Origin of the sequence: Vibrio sp. BS-M-Sm-2, from assembly GCF_041504345.1 — a bacterium.
GTDB lineage: Bacteria > Pseudomonadota > Gammaproteobacteria > Enterobacterales > Vibrionaceae > Vibrio > Vibrio satsumensis.
In genome coordinates, this window is sequence record NZ_CP167895.1 from 1,771,172 (window position 1) to 1,788,226 (window position 17,055).

The window sequence follows — 17,055 nt, forward strand, 5'->3', positions numbered from 1 at the left end:
CTTATTTTTATTGTAATGGGGTAATCAAAGCGAGCTTAAAGCAAAGGTAGGCTTAAACGCCACTATCGATAAGTTGCAGTAAGTAAAAATAAGTAGCCGAGCACATAACTGTACTCGGCTATCAATAATTCACTCAAAAATCTAAAAGCAATTAGCAATTAGCAATTAGCAATTAGCAATTATGCTAGTAAAAGAGCTTGCAGGTCAGCCAGAGACTTAACCTGATAATGAGGGTTAATTCCGGCTGGCGTTGCCTTTTCTTGACTATTTAACCAACAGGTTTCAATACCAAAATCTAATCCGCCTAGAATATCGGAATGTGGGTTATCCCCGACCATCAATACTCGTTGCTTAGATGGTAACCCGATCAGCTTATGGGCATATTCAAAAATTTGTGCATCCGGTTTGGCTACCCCAACCTCTTCAGAAATGATCACGTGCTCAAAGTAATCCGTCATTCCTGTACGCTCTAAACGGATTGACTGCAGCTCTGTAAAACCATTAGTGATGATGCCCATGTTTACTTTGCCTTTTAAAGACTCCATCAACTCTTGTGCACCCGGTAATAAAGAGCAGATATCCGCCATCGCTGTTAAGAATGCACTGTTTAAAGCAGCGGTTGTTGTCTCTAATTTCTCAGCCCAGCTTTCGAAGCGCGTGTGTTTCAGTTGATCAGCCGTAATGCGACCATCTTGATAGTCTACCCATAGTGGTAGGTTAACTTCTTGATAAACGGAATAATCCTGTTCGTTGAAGTCCACACCAAAACGAGAAAACATCAGCTTCATTCCCTGATAAGCATCAAAATGGAACAAGGTTTCATCTGCATCAAAGAATATCCAGTCGTACTTCATTTTATTTCCTATTAATCACGCTGTTGAGCTGCGTTTATCTTTAGTTGTTCATTGGCTCAAAGACCAGATGTTCATTCTACTACCAATTTTGTGAGCCTGAATATAGTTCTAATAATTTATAGAAAACAAGCCACAAGTCATGATGTATCGCAAATTTTGCCACATATTAAACCAATACCATACAATAAATACACTTAGGTACCGGGAGGTACTATGAAGCACTTTTTACCATCGTCTGTCATGCTTACCCCTTTTCTTGTCAAATACTATGACGAGGAGTCAGAAGACGCGCTTGATTCTGAAGAGTCACAAGAACCTGAAATTGAATGCAGCGATGACTCAGATAAAACGTCGACACCAGCCTAACTAGAAGAGTTTTCAATGAAAAACCTTATTTTTCATTGTTATAGAGCTCCATACTGTCTCTAATTTAGTCGATTTATCGCGATCTATTACTGACAATCAACACAGCCAAAAACCATGAAAACGATTGCTATATGAGCCCTATCACAACGACTAGCCACAAAGTGGTAGTTCGAATTCAAAGTTGTTCCAGATCAATGGTCGACCACTTGAATGCCGACAACATGTAGGAAATTAAAAATCATAATTAACGGAGTTTTCCAATGTCTACTGCATTTTACATCCCTACAATCAACTTCATGGGTACTGGCTGTCTGAAGGATGCTGCTGATAGTATTCAGTCTCAAGGCTTTAAAAAAGGTCTGATCGTAACTGATAAGATCTTGAATCAAATTGGTGTAGTTAAGCAGGTACAAGACCTTCTTAGCCAGCGAGGCGTAGACGCAGTTGTATTCGATGGCACTCAACCAAACCCAACCATCACGAACGTGAACGATGGTCTAGAATTGCTGACTGACAACGATTGTGATTTCGTTGTTTCTCTAGGTGGCGGTTCTCCACACGACTGTGCAAAAGGCATTGCTCTGGTTGCTTCTAACGGCGGCAAGATTGCAGACTACGAAGGCGTAGACCAATCTGAAAAGCCAATGATGCCTCTTATCGCTATCAACACTACGGCTGGTACAGCATCAGAAATGACACGCTTCTGCATCATCACTGATGAGGAACGTCACATTAAAATGGCGATCGTTGACAAGCACACAACACCGCTTATCTCAGTAAACGATCCTGAGTTGATGCTTGCTAAGCCTGCGTCACTAACTGCTGCAACCGGTATGGATGCGCTAACCCACGCAATCGAGGCTTACGTTTCTATCGCAGCAACACCAATCACAGACGCTGTAGCGATTAAAGCGATTGAACTTGTACAAGCGCACCTAAGAACTGCAGTGTCACACGGCGAAGACATTGAAGCGCGTGAGCAAATGGCTTACGCACAATTCATGGCTGGCATGGCGTTCAACAACGCGTCACTGGGTTACGTTCATGCAATGGCGCACCAACTGGGTGGTTTCTACGACCTTCCACACGGTGTATGTAACGCTATCTTGCTACCACACGTTCAACGCTACAATGCGCAAGTTTGTCCTGAGCGTCTTCGTGATGTTGCAAAAGCAATGGGCGTGAATGTGGAAGGCATGACAGCAGAGCAAGGTGCAGAAGCGGCTATCAATGCGATTGTTCAACTTGCAAACGACGTGAACATCCCAACGGGTATCGCGCAACTTGGTGCTAAGCTCGAAGACATCCCAACTCTGTCTGACAACGCACTGAAAGACGCTTGTGGTTTCACAAACCCTAAACAAGCGACTCACGAAGAAATTTCTGCGATTTTCGAAGCGGCAATGTAATCTAGAAATATATACAAAAACGAAACGTACAACGGGCTCTTTAAGAGCCCGTTTTCTCATCCTAAACTAAACCTTCCCTGCTAATTTAGGTCAACCAGACCCTACTAACTAATACAACCTTTCCTATTTGGCCTCACAAGATTTAACGGCGACATCTCGTGATGAAAAGTTCGCATTGTTTAAATTGCTTGGTTATAGTCAACCTATTGATATATAAAATGACATATAGGTTCCATTGAGTCGTTGGATAGTTAGCACTTCATTATTGGCATCACTCGCTACCCACTCTGCCCTCGCGGAGGAAAAGGACGAGTGTCACAGCCAGCCGCTGGAAGACACACGTGTCGAGAAAGCCTATCACTTCCTAAACAGCAGGTTTTGTCAGCCCGCAATCTGGTTCGATAGCTTCTTTGTTGATGACCGTATTACGGAAGATGCTAGAGCTGGGACCTCGGTGCGTTGGTACAATGATTTCATCTATTCTGAAGGTGGTGACCTTGATTATTCCACCAAACTCAATGCACGCTTGCATTTACCCTTTGTCAGTAAAAGGCTTAAGCTAATCTACGAGTCTGTCAGCGATGAAGAATTCTTGGATTTTTTTCCAAATGATTCAGATGAATTGGAAAGTGCGTTAGGCCTGCGTTACGACGCCTATGCCAAGGGTTATAGCAGCTTCAATATTAAGGCGACACTAAAACCACGCATTGAAGCTCGCTACCGTTTTACCTACCCTCTCACCACAGATGCAGTATTCCGGCTAACCCAACGTCTATATCAAGAAAAACAAGAGACGGGCGAAATCACTGACATCGATTTTGATCTTTCCTTAAGTGATGATTTCTTGGCTCGATGGTCAAGCTTTGCGGGGTACAACGACGATCTTAAAGGTTGGAACTATGGTACGGGATTAACCTTGTATCACTACCTTTCTCAAGACCAGGCGCTGCAATATAGCGCCACGATTAATGCAACAGATGAGCCTTATAATCATTACGAATACGCTCAAGTTTCGATTACCTACCGACAAAATGTATGGAAAGAGTGGCTGTTCTACGAACTCACTCCTCGTTATCAATGGGAACGAGAGCCCAATGAGAAACATACCGAAGAAGCGAACATCACCCTTCGGCTTGAAGTCCTGTTTAACAATGTCTAGCTCAAGCACGTTTAGTTATTGTTTGTGATATGAGCATCGAGAGATAAAAACAGAAGCACAAAAAAAGCACATCATGCGATGTGCTTTTCAATTCTATAAAGCTCAAATTGAAGCCTTAACCTTTATAATTTCTCACTCGTGCCGCTTCTGCTTCACGTTTATCGACAACCGTCTTACCGATTGGCGCCAACGAGATAACCGCTAGTTTAAGGTGTTGAATCGCGAACGGAATACCGATGATGGTAATGAAACAAGCCACAGCTGACATGATGTGACCAATAGCCAGCCAGATACCCGCAAACAAGAACCAAATAATGTTACCAATCACACCTAGCGGACTCGTGCCAATGTCCATTTCATTGGTCAGCTCATCACGAGAAATTGCTTCCTGACCAAATGGGAAGAATGAGAAGTTACCCATAACAAAACATGCTCTGCCCCATGGAATACCAACGATGGTTAGGAATGCGAGCAGTCCGAAGAACCACCAAGCTAGCCCCATAAATACGCCACCGAACAGAAACCAAATGATGTTTCCTATTGTTTTCATTCTGTATTCTCCAAATCTTTGAATGCTGTTTATTTAATATGCCGAGTAAGGCATTGATTGTTGTAATAGGTTCATTATTGTTGAACCTTTATGAACCGTTTATGAATCACTTACATTTTATGTGATTGATACACGCCACGAAACGCCAAATCCGCATAGGGCAATTTGAATTTATTTGATACCATTCAGTTATCACCTAAGCACCGACTCAACAACGAATTTAAGGCCGAATCTATGAACAATACAGAGCAACCTAAAAAGAAAATGAAGAATTGGGTGCCTATCGTCTTCTTCGGACTTCTAAGCACAGTTCCAGTATTCATGTTCCTAGTCGACGTCTACATCAACCAGTATATGTAACAGAACCGTCATCCTAGCTGCATAAATGGATACCGGACCAACGGTCTGTATCCATTTCCACTAGATCATTTCTTCCGCAGTCAGCTCTTCTGTAATCAAATCAGCTCTTCGTTAATCAAATCAAGAATGTCGATCAACTCATGATCAGGCAGATTTAATAAGTTATCCCCTACATACCACTCAATTTTACATTGGTTTGGCAATTCGCTAATCGCTGGATTTCCTATCCAAATCTTATGCTTCTTAGCTATATTGTCGCGCAGGATAATGCCATCCTCAAAACTCACGGGTAAATAGAGGTGAAGCATGTTTACTTGGGGTTGCTGCGGGTTCACTTTGAACTGAGGGTAATCTTGTAGGATTTGATAAACCTGTTTGGTGCGTTCGTATAAAGCAGGCATCAGTTCTAATCGCTCATCAAACTGCATTGCAGCTGAAACCACATAAGGCGTTCGATGATAAACATTGCCACCTTGACGCTTCATCCACGCAGATGCTTTCGCTACAAAGGCTTTATCGCCTAGCAGCAACGAACCGCCAAGACCATTGAGACCTTTATACAGTGAAACGTAAGCACTACCGAAACCCTTAGAAATCTCACTGTATGACTTTTGATAATACGCGCCACACTCCCACAAACGCGCACCATCCATATGAAGGTGGATCGATTGTTCTTTGCAGTACTGCTTGATCGCTTCAAGCTCTTCCCACTCAGGTAATTGACCGCCAATTTCTCGCATGGGCAACTCATACAGCGCCGCCGCGATTTCATCTGGCCACGCCTTCAGGTCATCAACAGTCCAAGTGCGAAAAACGTTGCCGACTGGAAGCACGTTGAAGCGATTTTGGAGCTGATACCCTTGGCGTTCATGGCGCATAATATGGCTGGATTCGTGCATCGCCACTACTGGGTTTCTTTTTTCTTGGCAAGCAATCTCTAACGCTGTCGGTTGATTCATTGTGCCAGTAATCACAAACACGGCGGCCTCATAGCCGAGCAAATCAGCCACTTTGTTTTCAAAACTCTCAATAAAATCGCCATCACCATAGGTGTCGTGCGCCACATCATGTGTTTCGCACCATTCAGCCATTTGCGCGAAGGTTTGGGCTGGTGTTGGATCGAAGTGGCCAGAAAGCAGCAAATTACATTGTTGACGCAAGTCCGTGCTCATACCTTTTCCTTTATTCATTGTCGTTCTATGTAGGGTGATTGAATTATTTACGTTAGCCTTCAACGGTGACATAAAGTGCACCTATTCGCTTTTATTATTAGCGAATAATTAGTTTTACTTAGTCATCGGCTGCGTATGCCGGAAATACTCAAGTGGACGGATGTTTTATATAATTAAGCACCTAAAAACACACGCATCTAACTAGATAAGTATGGGCTAATTCGTTGTTGTTCAACCATTCTTCTATTATTGTATATCTATAATTCCAATAAATATTATTCGTTAATGGACAAAGAGGGCTATATGTCGAAAAATCGAGTCTTGGTGCTATTCGCCCACCCTTCTCAGCATCGCTCTGAAGCTAACAAGCCCTTATTTGAGCAAGCCAAGCACATTGATGGGGTAACCTGTGTCGATCTCTATGCAGAATATCCGACCTTCAAAATCAACATCGACCGAGAACAGAAACGCCTGTTAGAGCATGACATCATCATTTTTCAGTTCCCTTTGTATTGGTACTCAACACCGGCAATTCTTAAAGAATGGCAAGATCTTGTTCTTGAATATGGCTTCGCCTACGGTACCGATGGCAATGAACTACAGGGCAAAAACTTGTTATGTAGTATCACGGCAGGAGGCAAGAAAGATGCTTACCAAAGTGACGGTTACAATCATTTCACCATTCGAGAACTGCTTCATCCGATCGAACAAACCGCTTCTTTGTGTGGGATGACCTATCTCGCGCCCTTTGCGCTATTTGGCTCGCGTACCGCTTTGGAAGAGAATCGCATCCAAGAGCATGTCGATAACTATAAAGTACTGTTAGAGGCCTTGGTTGCCGGCAGGATCAATATCAAGAAAGCCAGCAAAGCAGAAAAGCTAAACCACTACGTAGAAGAACTAATGGCAGAGGTTAAATAATGACGGGATATTTTCTACAAGCATTTATCTACTTAGTCGCAGCAGTCATTGCCGTACCTATTGCCAAAAGGCTTGGCCTTGGCTCTGTATTAGGTTATCTCATTGCTGGTGTTGTGATTGGTCCGATCATTGGCCTCGTGGGTGAAGAGACCACAACCATTCAACACTTTGCCGAGTTCGGTGTGGTCATGATGCTGTTCTTAGTCGGTCTTGAACTTGAGCCTAAAATGCTTTGGGCAATGAGAAATCGCCTTATGGGCCTGGGTGGTCTGCAAGTTGGTGGCACCACCGCAATTGTAATGGGTATTGCCCTCTTCTTCGGGCAACCTTGGACGATCGCGCTGACTATCGGTTTGATCTTCGCGCTGTCATCAACTGCGATTGTTCTCCAAACCTTTAATGAAAAAGGGCTATCTAAGACAGAAGGCGGCAAGAACGCTTTCTCAGTTTTACTGTTCCAAGATATTGCCGTCATCCCTATGTTGGCATTTATCCCTCTATTAGCATTACCAGAATTAATTGAAGCTGCACAAAGCGCGGTCGCTTCTGCTTCTGATCACCATGAAGAGTTAAGTCTTGTTGCTGGCCTGCCGGGTTGGGCTTATGGCCTTGTGATCACGGCATCTATCGCGATAGTTGTTGTCGGCGGGCACTTTTTGAGTCGTCCACTGTTCCGCTTTGTGGCAAGCTCAGGCCTGCGTGAAATCTTTACTGCAACCGCACTAATGTTGGTGATTGGTATTGCTGCATTAATGAGCCTAGTCGGCCTATCACCGGCTTTAGGTACTTTCCTTGCTGGTGTGGTATTGGCCAACAGTGAATTCCGCCACGAACTTGAGTCTAATATCGACCCGTTTAAAGGGCTGCTTCTTGGCTTGTTCTTCATTACCGTAGGTGCTGGCATCAACTTTGATGTTCTATTCAACGACTTTGGTTTGATCATTGGCCTCACCCTTGGCGTTATGCTTCTTAAAGCCTTAGTACTATTTACGTTGGCGTTGATCTTCAAAATCAAAAACAGTGACCGTTGGCTGTTTACATTGAGCTTGGCGCAAGCCGGTGAGTTTGGTTTTGTACTACTAAGCTTCTCAGCTCAAAACCACGTATTACCTGCTGACATCGTCCAAACATTGTCGCTGGTTGTGGCACTTTCAATGTTCCTAACACCAGGGCTGTTCATTCTATTTGATAAAGTGATTCTGCCACGTTACGAACAAAAATCTAACGACCGCGAAGAAGATACAATTGAAGAGAAAGGCACCGTTATCATTGCGGGCATTGGCCGATTCGGCCAGATTGTTAACCGCTTATTGGTGTCGAATGATGTCAATACTGTGGTTCTGGATCACCAAGCCAACCAAGTAGATTTATTACGCTCCATCAATATCAAATCTTACTTTGGTGATGCGACTCGTCACGACTTATTGCATACCGCCGGAATCGAAGAAGCCGCAATGCTAGTAGTAGCGATCGATAACCAAGACTCAAGCGTTGAATTAGTGAAGTACGTTAAACACACCTACCCTAAAGTGAAAATCTTAGCCCGCGCATTCGACCGTGGTCATAGTTATCGCTTACGAGAAGTAGGTGCAGATTTTGTGGAATCAGAAACGTATCACTCGGCGCTGGAAATGGGCGCAGAAGCCTTGCGCTCTTTAGGGCACCACCCATTCTTCGTCGAGCAGCAAAAATCGACGTATCAACGTGTTGAAAGCCGTAAGTCTGAAAAGCTCTACCAAGCTTGGTCTGAAGCGGAAGAAAACCCACGCTACGACAACAATTACCGACAAATCTTTATTCATCTAGAAGAAGCGATGAAAGAAGATATGAAAAAAGACCGCTCAGATAAGCACTCTCGCTCGGAACGTGGTTGGACACCGCCACCGAAAGGCTATGCCGACGGCTTTGAGGAAGAAGAAAGCTAAGCGAAAATTCTAATAAACACTCTAAGTTACCATTCAAAAAGCGGCTCTCGAGCCGCTTTTTCATTGTCTAGACACAAACAGCGCGACCAATGAAGCCAAATCACTAGACCTAAATCAGATGAACCACGAGATTTATGTGATCCAGTTATAATTTTCAATCTCAAGCTACCCGTCAAAAATGAATTCAGTTTTTACAATTATGAAACATTACCTCATTGCATAAACCATACCTTAAGAAGGGTTATATATGCACTCATTTTAGCGACTCACTTACCCGCTAAAATCGAAATGACCAGTTTCAGGGGTTTGAATAACATTGCATATATCAAAATTAGCCTGTCTCATCCCAACGAAATCATTCACAAAACCAATAAATTACGCACAGCATTCACAAATATAAGCCATTTGAGTTAACACAAACGTTTCAAAGTATGTCTATCGTTACAATTTGTAACGAGTGGAAGTTATCGGTATAGTCCTGCAATTCAAAAAGTGAGACCTTTGCGCTCACCTTAAAGGAGATATAATAATGATTACTAATGATGCTGTAATAATGGGCATGTTAGCTGTTATTCTTGGCGGTGTTTTTATCACGGAAAGTAGCCAAAATAGCGCACTGAAAAAATTCTACTCGTTCGTTCCGGGTCTATTGCTCTGTTACTTTGTTCCTTCATTGTTGAACAGCTTCGGCATCATTGATGCGTCAAACTCCAAGCTATACTTCGTAGCAAGTCGCTACCTACTGCCAAGTGCATTAGTTCTTCTGATCATCTCAGCTGACCTTCGTAAAATCTTTGGTCTTGGCTCTAAAGCCGTGATCATGTTCTTAACGGGTACTGCCGGCATCATCATTGGTGGCCCATTAGCGATTCTGATTATCGATCAAGTTAACCCTGATCTTGTTTCGGGCGACGTATGGCGTGGCCTAACGACTGTTGCCGGTTCTTGGATCGGTGGCGGTGCTAACCAAGCGGCAATGAAAGAAGTGTTCGAGGTTGATGACCAACTGTTCTCTGCGATGATTACGGTAGACGTTATCTGTGCAAACATTTGGATGGCTGTGTTGCTTATCATGGCGGGTCGTCAGAAGAAGATTGATGCTTGGCTTAAAGCAGACACTTCATCAATCGAAGAGCTAAAAGAGACGGTATCTAAATACCAAGAAGAGAACGCTCGCCCAACGACGACAACTGATCTAATGAAGATCACTGCGATTGCCTTTGGTTTGACTGGTCTAGCTCACTTGTTCAGTGACCTTATCGCACCTTGGATCTCGACCAACGCTCCGGAACTTGCGAAATACAGCCTGACATCTGGCTTCTTCTGGTTAATCGTTATGGTAACGACGTTCGCTCTTATCGCTTCATGCTTTAAGTCGACACGCAGCCTTGAGCACAGTGGCGCGTCTAAAGTAGGTTCTGCGTTCATCTACATCTTAGTTGCGACTATCGGTATGCAGATGGATATTACCGCAATCTTGGACAACCCTGGTTACTTCTTCATTGGTATCACATGGCTAACTATCCACGCTCTACTTATGATTGCGATGGCGAAGCTAATCCGTGCTCCACTGTTCTTCATGGCAGTCGGTAGCCAAGCTAACGTAGGTGGCGCGGCATCGGCTCCTATCGTAGCGGCGGCATTCCACCCAGCATTGGCACCAGTAGGTATCCTGATGGCGGTATTGGGTTACGCTCTAGGCACATACGGCGCTTACATTTGTGGCCTTATCATGCAGGCTGCGGCGGGTTAATCGAAGCTCACTAACCGAATAACACAAAGGCAGAACGATGATCGTTTTGCCTTTTTCATTTCTACTCTTTCACACTTAAATTAATCAAACAAAGACGCCAGTTTATTTTCCACTACCGGGCTAATGTTGAAGCTCAACATAAAGTCTGGACGCGTATTTTCATCTTTCTCGATATAGTAATTAGCTTCAATGCCAAACTTCCAAGGACGACCATTCAAAACGGTTGTTTTACTCACGCTAATATTCAACGGAATCTCAGCCTGATCTTTATTCCAATCGTAGGACAGTGTCGGCGCTGACCCTACCGTCCACCCTCCTTCCAATAATTCCACCCAAAATAGCTGCGTAGACGTCTTGTTGATACGAGTATCAGAGTGATCCGCCCCTTTTCCAGACACGCCATAAAGGTGGCTTGGGAACACACCTACAACTCGTTCAGCGCTCACTTTGCCGTACATAAACTCAGGGCCGACAGCAAATTGGTCTGCAGTGAGCTCACTGCTACCCGTTGGTAAAGAAGCAAACAGGCCAAAAGCAGCAATAGTCCCACCTTCCATTTTGGGCGCATAGACTAGATCGAAAGAAATGTCGCTCACTCCTGACTGATCCATATGTTGGGAACTTGTCGGCGTATTCACATTGAAATCATTCTGAACATAAGAAATAGCAGGACGGAAGATGACTTTGTCGCCATTATCCATAGGGAAAGGAAGAGTTGGTTGTAACACTGTGGCGAAGCTGTCTCCTCCCCCGTCATAACCACCGGAGTATTGGAGCTTTAAGTTAAGGCTCGCGTAAGCCGTGTTAGGGTTTGCAAGTTCCTTTGCTGCCTTTTCTGCTGCTTGGTTGCTATTACCTTCCGAGATAGTGGTATTAGCGGTCGCAAAATTCGGCGTTAATAATATTCCAGTTATTATCAGTGCAAGTGGTTTACTAGCCATTGAAGCCCTCTTTAAAAATTAAACGCAGTGTATTGCGCGTATTTTAAAGATTGCAGGTATTCAAAATAGCCATTCAGCGACATCAAGAATTAATCGGTTCCTAGAAAACAAAAAATGCCCCAAATCTCTTTGGGGCATTTTCATTGTAGAACTAGCTAAGGGTCTCTCCTATTTGCTTATTCCCAATCTAGGATTACTTTACCAGACATACCAGAACGCATCATGTCGAAGCCTTTCTGGAAGTCGTCCACTTTGTAGTGGTGAGTAATGATTGGCGTTAGATCTAGGCCTGACTGGATTAGTGAAGCCATTATATACAATGGAAAATAAGTTATTTAGAAACATGAACTTGCAAACAATCAAATTTGATAATGGCGACATATTTTTCTCTCTAAGACAAAAACAATGCCAACAAGCCTAATTTTCTTCCGCCTTTACTTTTAGCTATCAGTTCTAAATGTTCTTGTAGCTTCTCAGGAGATTGAAAGGAAGCATGACAAATTTCATCCAGTCTATTTATAGTAGATTTCAAGTTATTCATCACTCCCCCATTAAGTTATTAAATATTAGTAATACTGATCACAAAATATGTCTTGTTAGCGAACTATGATTTCGACTTAACGCCATTACATCATCTACCAACTTCTCGATTTGCTTTTGCTGCATTTGCATTCGGCCTTGAAAGCTTTGGTATTCACTTTCATCCACAAACGCTAGGCCGTGTTCTCTCGCTTGTTGCTTAAGTAATTGCAGTTCTGGGGGTTGACTACGCAATTCATTTGTTAAGTCTTGTTTAAGTACTCTTTTTGCCAATGCATGTTCAAAGCCATGCTTTTGTGACCAAGCGATAGTATTGAATACAGAATTATAGTGCACATGTACAATCTGCGTTGTTACGTTTTTTGCCTTGGCCAATTCAAATATTAAGTCGTTTAAGGATAGGCCTTGCGGAACGGTTGGAGTTGGAATTGCTGGAGTAGTGGGCATACTGTCGAACGCACGAATGACATTTAGATGGAACTTTGGGCTAATCCACATTGCATAAGAATAAACAAGTTCTTTGCATACCCAAGTCCCAGAATTGCAACCGCCACGTTTAGTATTTACAGCAAAGTAAGAATTGTTAGATTAGGCATGATGACCTCCTTGGGGATGATCTTTAAATCACCACACAAAGGGACTAATCTTCGGGTGGTGAGCTGAACAAGGTTAGCCTGCTAAGTCGATTAAGACACCTTCAGATCTTGATGACTTTAGGAAAATGTTAACCAAGGTGACCGTTGAAACTGCACTTAATGCTGAGCTTGATGAGCACCTTGGTTACGAAAAACACTCTCCAATTAACGACAGTAATAGTCGGAATAGCTACTCATCTAAGCGCCTGATTACTGACGATGGTGAGATTCAATTAGAAACCCTCGTGACCGCGACGCACCCTTTGAACCTAAGCTCGTTCGTAAGCATCAAACTCGACTTCAACCGATGGACGACAAGATCTTAAGTCTATAGGCGAAAGAAATGGCTACCCGTGAAATCATCGCAACCTTCAAAGAAATGTACGATGTTGATATCTCCGCGAGTCTAATCTCCAAGTCACTGATACTGTTTTAGAACAATTTATTGAGAGGCCAGTTCACACTATTGATACGGTTTTCCCATCGTTTACCTGGAATGCATTGATGTGAACGTGCGCAGAAATAAGCAAGTCACCAACAAAGCCATTTACCTTGCTCTAGGCGTCAATATACAAGGCCAGAAAGAACTTTTGGGGATGTGGATGTACGAAACTAAGGGACCAAGTTCTGGTTAAGCGTTCTTACAGAGCTCAAAAATGAGGCGTGAGTGACATCCTCATCGCATGTGTCGATGGCCTCAAGGACTTTCCTGATGCAATCAATGCCGTTTACCCAAAAACTCAATAAAACACGTTCCGTAGAAAGATTACAAGACCATTAGCGCAGACCTAAAGAAAATCTATCAAGCAACGACCGAAGATGAAGCGTTACTTGCGCTAGAGCACTTTGGTGACAAATGGAATGAAAAACACCCTAAAATCAGCCGCTCGTGGAGACGGCTCATCGGGATAATCTTCGTTGGCCAAACCTATAGACAGTACGGTTAAAGTAATATCCTTGAAAAGATGAAAACGGATAATCTCTCGCGTCGCATAAATCTTTTTCTGTTTCTATTCTTTCAGCAATAAATTCCAAATTGAAACGTTTTAATAGTTCTTTCATCCATTCGCCCGTTCTTTCACAAACTTCATCGCTATCTTTACTATACGATTGTAAGAAAAAAGGTTCCATTTTTACGAAATCATAAATACCATGTTCAATTTCATTTTTTCTAAAATCATTAATATTCATCACGTCATCAGCCGCTAACTTAAATTTATATCGTTGTTTTAGCTCAGACAGCAGTAACCAATCATTTTCATTCCCCCCTCTCTCTGTCACTTCAAAAGTTAAATGTATCCGTTTACGAAGCAAATTTTTGATTATTGGTTCGATTCTAGATAAAAATGACGAATCAAAAAACTGTTGCCGTTCAATGTTAACAAATACATTGGAGTCATGGTCGTGATTTAAAATGTAATTCAGTTGTTGTATAGTATTTTTATTTAGCTCGGACAGCGTCCAATTTTCCCAAGGATTGGTTGGAGGATTTTTACTAAGTATTTCGTAACCAAACGGTTCTAAGTTTACATCATAGATGACTTCCAATTTGAACATATCTTCCCCCGATCATATTACAAGCATGGTAGCCAAAACCCGAATACGATTTGTTTCGCATTTGTTTCGCGCTGATTTTTAAGCGATTTACTTTTTTGATCTATATTATAAAAACCATATAAAAAAACTATTTTTAATATAAAGTCCTATCAATTTCAACCTAATGAACTATTATAAGAAGTGTCGAAAACGAGGTACTAAGTGGACTGAGGATGAAAAGAATACTGTTAGTCGAAGATGACTTGTTTACAGTACGGCTAATGACTACCTTTTTTGAAAAAAAGGGTTCGTTATCTACAAAGCGACTGATTTAGGAGGAGCGTTAAATGCGATCAGCTCCTACCCCTTAGATGCAATCATACTGGATATTAATCTGCCGTCTGGGAGTTCAATTAACACTGTTGATGATATTAGAACTATTTATCAGGGCCCTATAATCTTCTACACTTCAGATACTAAAAATAGCACAGAGCTTGAGGCGCTAAGTAAGGGAGGTGACGACTTAGTCCATAAAGATAGAGGTTTACCTATTTTGTTAGCACGTCTAACTAAAGTTATCAGTAAATCCGACCTTGATAAAACTGACGAGACCTCAGACGGCTTTTCAGAAATTATCGATGTATTCACACATCAATTCATATGGAAGAACCGAGAATATCAACTTAGTACTAGTGAAAGTAAATTAATTTACTTTTTTTCATAATCAAAATAAATTATGCTCGCGAGATGAGCTATCAATGATTGTTAATGGCTTCCCTTATGATGGGGTTGGACGCGGATTAGATATTATGATTTCGAGGACAAGAAGCAAACTAAAAAAAATCACAAATGACAAAATTAAAATAGAATCGGTTCGAGGTAAAGGATATAAATTTTCAATATTGAAATAAAATTAATTTTATTCCTAACAAAAACACTTTGAAAATAAAAATAATGTTGCTAATTATATTTAGACAAATACGTACTATTCAAAACCTCAATCAGTTTATCTTTATCTATTGGCTTACCTAAAAAGCCATCAAACAACTCTTTATTCTCTGAAGATTGATCTTCAAAATCATACGCCGCGGTTAGAGCATAAATACTAACAGTACCACCTTTGCTATTGCGTATACTTCTGGCGGCTTGTATTCCATCTTTTCTTGGCATTTTTATATCCATAAAAATCACGTCATAATCAAATCCTAAAACCATATTTTCGGCTTCAATTCCATCGTTGGCAAAATCAGGGTGAATACCAAATCGTTCAAAGGTTTTTGTTATCAATTTTTGATTTAATATAAAGTCTTCAGCTACGAGTATTGTCAATTTTGAAAAATCTTTAATTTTCTTTTCCACGCTTATCCCTTTGCATGGCGTTAATTCATATTTAGAAAAGAAAAGGTCACAAAAACCCGAGGTACCAAAAGTATTTGGTAAATCAACAAATTTGAAATCTTGTTTTTCATCAGCATGAAAAACATCTAACCATATAGGAGTTAAGCTAGTAATCTTGGTATCAATCTCCAACGAATATCTAGGGGCCATCCATTGTGACCCTAACTGTTGATCCAATGATACTTTAAATATCGATCCTTTTCCTTTTTCACTATCTATGTGCAACCTGTAATCGAGTTGCTTGACTAACTCATGAACAATAGAAAGCCCTAATCCTGACCCTATATCTTCAAACTTATTAATTTGTTCATATGGATGTAAAATCTTTTCTAATTTTTCACGTGCTATACCGCGTCCATAATCACGTATAGAAATTGACACTTTATCTTCGTTAGTTGAAAGAACAACTAAGACACCACGTCCATCAGAATACTTAAATGCATTAGACATCAAATTGTCGATTATGTTTCTCAATTTAATTTCATCTGATGTGATATATCTTGGGATAGTACCATACGCACAAAGCACTAATGGCTCATTTTTTGATTTAGCGAGGTATTCATATGATTCACATTTTTCTCTTAACAGCGTATATATATCGATATCTTTTAAATCATTTTCATCTTGTGCTTCTTTAAATTTTGAAAACAATAAAAATTTATTAACAAGAGCTGTAAGATCTTTCGACGTACGACTTACTATTTTAAGTTCATTTTTATTATCTAAATCTTTAACAATCTCTATATTACCGGTCAAAACTCCAAGTAATGTTCGTGCTTCATGTGCAAATGTAGACATCAAAGTGTAACGTTGCTTTGATTCTTCAAACACTTTATCTTTAGAATTCATTATTTCAGTATTAAAATTCATTACTTTCTCATACAAATATAATACTTCTTTATTTTTCGTATTAGGTATAATATCGTAGTTGTTTTTTTTAAGGTCATCATATAACTCATGAATTGGACGTATGTATAGCTTATTAACCACAAAGATAGTAAAAAACACAAACAATAACGAAATCAAACAAACTACAACTAATAATATCGTATAAAAGTTCCAAAACTCAACGTTCTTATCAATAAGGTACTGAACATTATAACGTAATATGGTGATTGTACTGACGATTCTATGTTCGATTTCATCTTTTTTTAAAACATAATCTAGTTCTTCTTTGTAACTTTGACTCGTTTGCATTATCCTATTTTTTTGCAACTTATTAAGCTCATTAATACCTTTCTCAATATTATCCAAATCACGGTAAACAGGGAGCAATAAAACCATGCCGTGCTCATATTGTGAACTCAAAGCTAAGTTTACTTTAAAAAAGACCTTTCTCGCCTCTTCACTATAAGAATCAATTTCGATAATTAATTTTTTGATTTCACTTTTTCCAACATTAAAGTTTGAAATTTTCTTATGCAATTCATAGCCTTTCAAATATAAACTGACTGTATCATTAACGATCAACGATACATTTTTTATCTCTATATGCTGTAATTTGAGTTGATTCAAGAGAAAAATAATAGCGAAGGA

At 41.0% G+C, this 17,055-nt stretch carries 15 protein-coding genes and 4 pseudogenes; 10 read left to right on the forward strand and 9 right to left on the reverse strand.

From position 1 onward, the window contains the following. Positions 1-179: 179 nt before the first annotated feature. Entirely contained in the window at positions 180-854 is a 675-nt protein-coding gene (gene yjjG / locus AB8613_RS23705) for a pyrimidine 5'-nucleotidase (protein WP_327784403.1), read from the reverse strand. Positions 855-1,067: 213 nt separating this feature from the next. Here yjjG and AB8613_RS23710 point away from each other — a divergent pair, with 213 nt between their 5' ends. From AB8613_RS23710 to AB8613_RS23720, 3 genes are all read left to right on the forward strand, one after another. Continuing rightward, positions 1,068-1,220 carry a hypothetical protein gene (locus tag AB8613_RS23710; RefSeq protein ID WP_372385179.1) on the forward strand — a complete coding sequence of 51 codons (153 nt, stop codon included), beginning with the start codon at positions 1,068-1,070 and terminating at the stop codon, positions 1,218-1,220. A gap of 260 nt (positions 1,221-1,480) precedes the next feature. After that, positions 1,481-2,629, forward strand: coding sequence for an L-threonine dehydrogenase (yiaY, locus tag AB8613_RS23715; RefSeq protein ID WP_146490110.1), 1,149 nt, complete (start codon positions 1,481-1,483; stop codon positions 2,627-2,629). A 235-nt stretch (positions 2,630-2,864) separates the two neighbouring features. Continuing rightward, positions 2,865-3,788, forward strand: a complete 924-nt coding sequence (locus AB8613_RS23720; protein WP_372385180.1) for a hypothetical protein — start codon at positions 2,865-2,867, stop codon at positions 3,786-3,788. A gap of 115 nt (positions 3,789-3,903) precedes the next feature. Here AB8613_RS23720 and AB8613_RS23725 read toward each other — a convergent pair whose 3' ends face one another. Next, a complete protein-coding gene (locus AB8613_RS23725) occupies positions 3,904-4,338 on the reverse strand; it encodes a YccF domain-containing protein (RefSeq protein ID WP_032544929.1) in 435 nt (144 codons plus the stop codon). A gap of 234 nt (positions 4,339-4,572) precedes the next feature. Here AB8613_RS23725 and AB8613_RS23730 point away from each other — a divergent pair, with 234 nt between their 5' ends. Further along, complete coding sequence (locus AB8613_RS23730; RefSeq protein WP_017060906.1) at positions 4,573-4,698, forward strand: hypothetical protein; 126 nt, start codon at positions 4,573-4,575, stop codon at positions 4,696-4,698. A 95-nt stretch (positions 4,699-4,793) separates the two neighbouring features. On the opposite strand, the gene AB8613_RS23735 is transcribed toward AB8613_RS23730, so the two are convergent. Further along, positions 4,794-5,870 (reverse strand): low specificity L-threonine aldolase, encoded by a 1,077-nt coding sequence (locus AB8613_RS23735; protein ID WP_285954675.1) that lies wholly within the window; start codon positions 5,868-5,870, stop codon positions 4,794-4,796. A 303-nt stretch (positions 5,871-6,173) separates the two neighbouring features. Between AB8613_RS23735 and AB8613_RS23740 the strand changes: the two genes are divergently transcribed. From AB8613_RS23740 to AB8613_RS23750, 3 genes are all read left to right on the forward strand, one after another. Then, complete coding sequence (locus AB8613_RS23740) at positions 6,174-6,791, forward strand: NAD(P)H-dependent oxidoreductase (protein ID WP_372385181.1); 618 nt, start codon at positions 6,174-6,176, stop codon at positions 6,789-6,791. After that, positions 6,791-8,716 (forward strand): monovalent cation:proton antiporter-2 (CPA2) family protein, encoded by a 1,926-nt coding sequence (locus tag AB8613_RS23745; protein WP_372385182.1) that lies wholly within the window; start codon positions 6,791-6,793, stop codon positions 8,714-8,716. Before AB8613_RS23740 ends, AB8613_RS23745 begins: the two co-directional genes overlap by 1 nt. Positions 8,717-9,245: 529 nt before the next feature. Further along, positions 9,246-10,469: a DUF819 domain-containing protein gene (locus tag AB8613_RS23750; protein WP_239846724.1), complete on the forward strand. Its 1,224-nt coding sequence runs from the start codon at positions 9,246-9,248 to the stop codon at positions 10,467-10,469. An 80-nt stretch (positions 10,470-10,549) separates the two neighbouring features. Here AB8613_RS23750 and AB8613_RS23755 read toward each other — a convergent pair whose 3' ends face one another. The 4 genes and pseudogenes from AB8613_RS23755 to AB8613_RS23770 all read right to left on the reverse strand — a co-directional run. Continuing rightward, a complete protein-coding gene (locus AB8613_RS23755; protein ID WP_372385183.1) occupies positions 10,550-11,410 on the reverse strand; it encodes a hypothetical protein in 861 nt (286 codons plus the stop codon). A gap of 176 nt (positions 11,411-11,586) precedes the next feature. Continuing rightward, positions 11,587-11,727 (reverse strand): annotated as a pseudogene (locus AB8613_RS23760) (L-threonine 3-dehydrogenase); the annotation flags it as partial. Positions 11,728-11,989: 262 nt separating this feature from the next. After that, positions 11,990-12,397, reverse strand: a complete 408-nt coding sequence (locus tag AB8613_RS23765; RefSeq protein ID WP_372385184.1) for a hypothetical protein — start codon at positions 12,395-12,397, stop codon at positions 11,990-11,992. A gap of 9 nt (positions 12,398-12,406) precedes the next feature. Beyond that, a pseudogene (locus tag AB8613_RS23770) lies at positions 12,407-12,508 on the reverse strand (KilA-N domain-containing protein); the annotation flags it as partial. Between the two features lie 127 nt (positions 12,509-12,635). On the opposite strand from AB8613_RS23770, the pseudogene AB8613_RS23775 reads away from it, so the two are divergent. Further along, a pseudogene (locus AB8613_RS23775) lies at positions 12,636-13,481 on the forward strand (IS256 family transposase); the annotation flags it as partial. Between the two features lie 4 nt (positions 13,482-13,485). On the opposite strand, the gene AB8613_RS23780 reads toward AB8613_RS23775, so the two are convergent. Then, positions 13,486-14,142 carry an EAL domain-containing protein gene (locus AB8613_RS23780; protein WP_372385185.1) on the reverse strand — a complete coding sequence of 219 codons (657 nt, stop codon included), beginning with the start codon at positions 14,140-14,142 and terminating at the stop codon, positions 13,486-13,488. A 292-nt stretch (positions 14,143-14,434) separates the two neighbouring features. Between AB8613_RS23780 and AB8613_RS23785 the strand changes: the two genes are divergently transcribed. Together AB8613_RS23785 and AB8613_RS23790 are read left to right on the forward strand one after the other, a co-directional pair. After that, positions 14,435-14,845 carry a response regulator transcription factor gene (locus AB8613_RS23785; RefSeq protein WP_372385825.1) on the forward strand — a complete coding sequence of 137 codons (411 nt, stop codon included), beginning with the start codon at positions 14,435-14,437 and terminating at the stop codon, positions 14,843-14,845. A gap of 1 nt (position 14,846) precedes the next feature. Continuing rightward, positions 14,847-15,032: pseudogene (locus AB8613_RS23790) on the forward strand (helix-turn-helix domain-containing protein); the annotation flags it as partial. A 49-nt stretch (positions 15,033-15,081) separates the two neighbouring features. Here the strand turns inward: AB8613_RS23790 and AB8613_RS23795 are convergent. Continuing rightward, on the reverse strand, positions 15,082-16,944 hold the full coding sequence (locus tag AB8613_RS23795; protein ID WP_372385186.1) for a hybrid sensor histidine kinase/response regulator: 1,863 nt from the start codon (positions 16,942-16,944) through the stop codon (positions 15,082-15,084). Between the last annotated feature and the right edge of the window lie 111 nt (positions 16,945-17,055).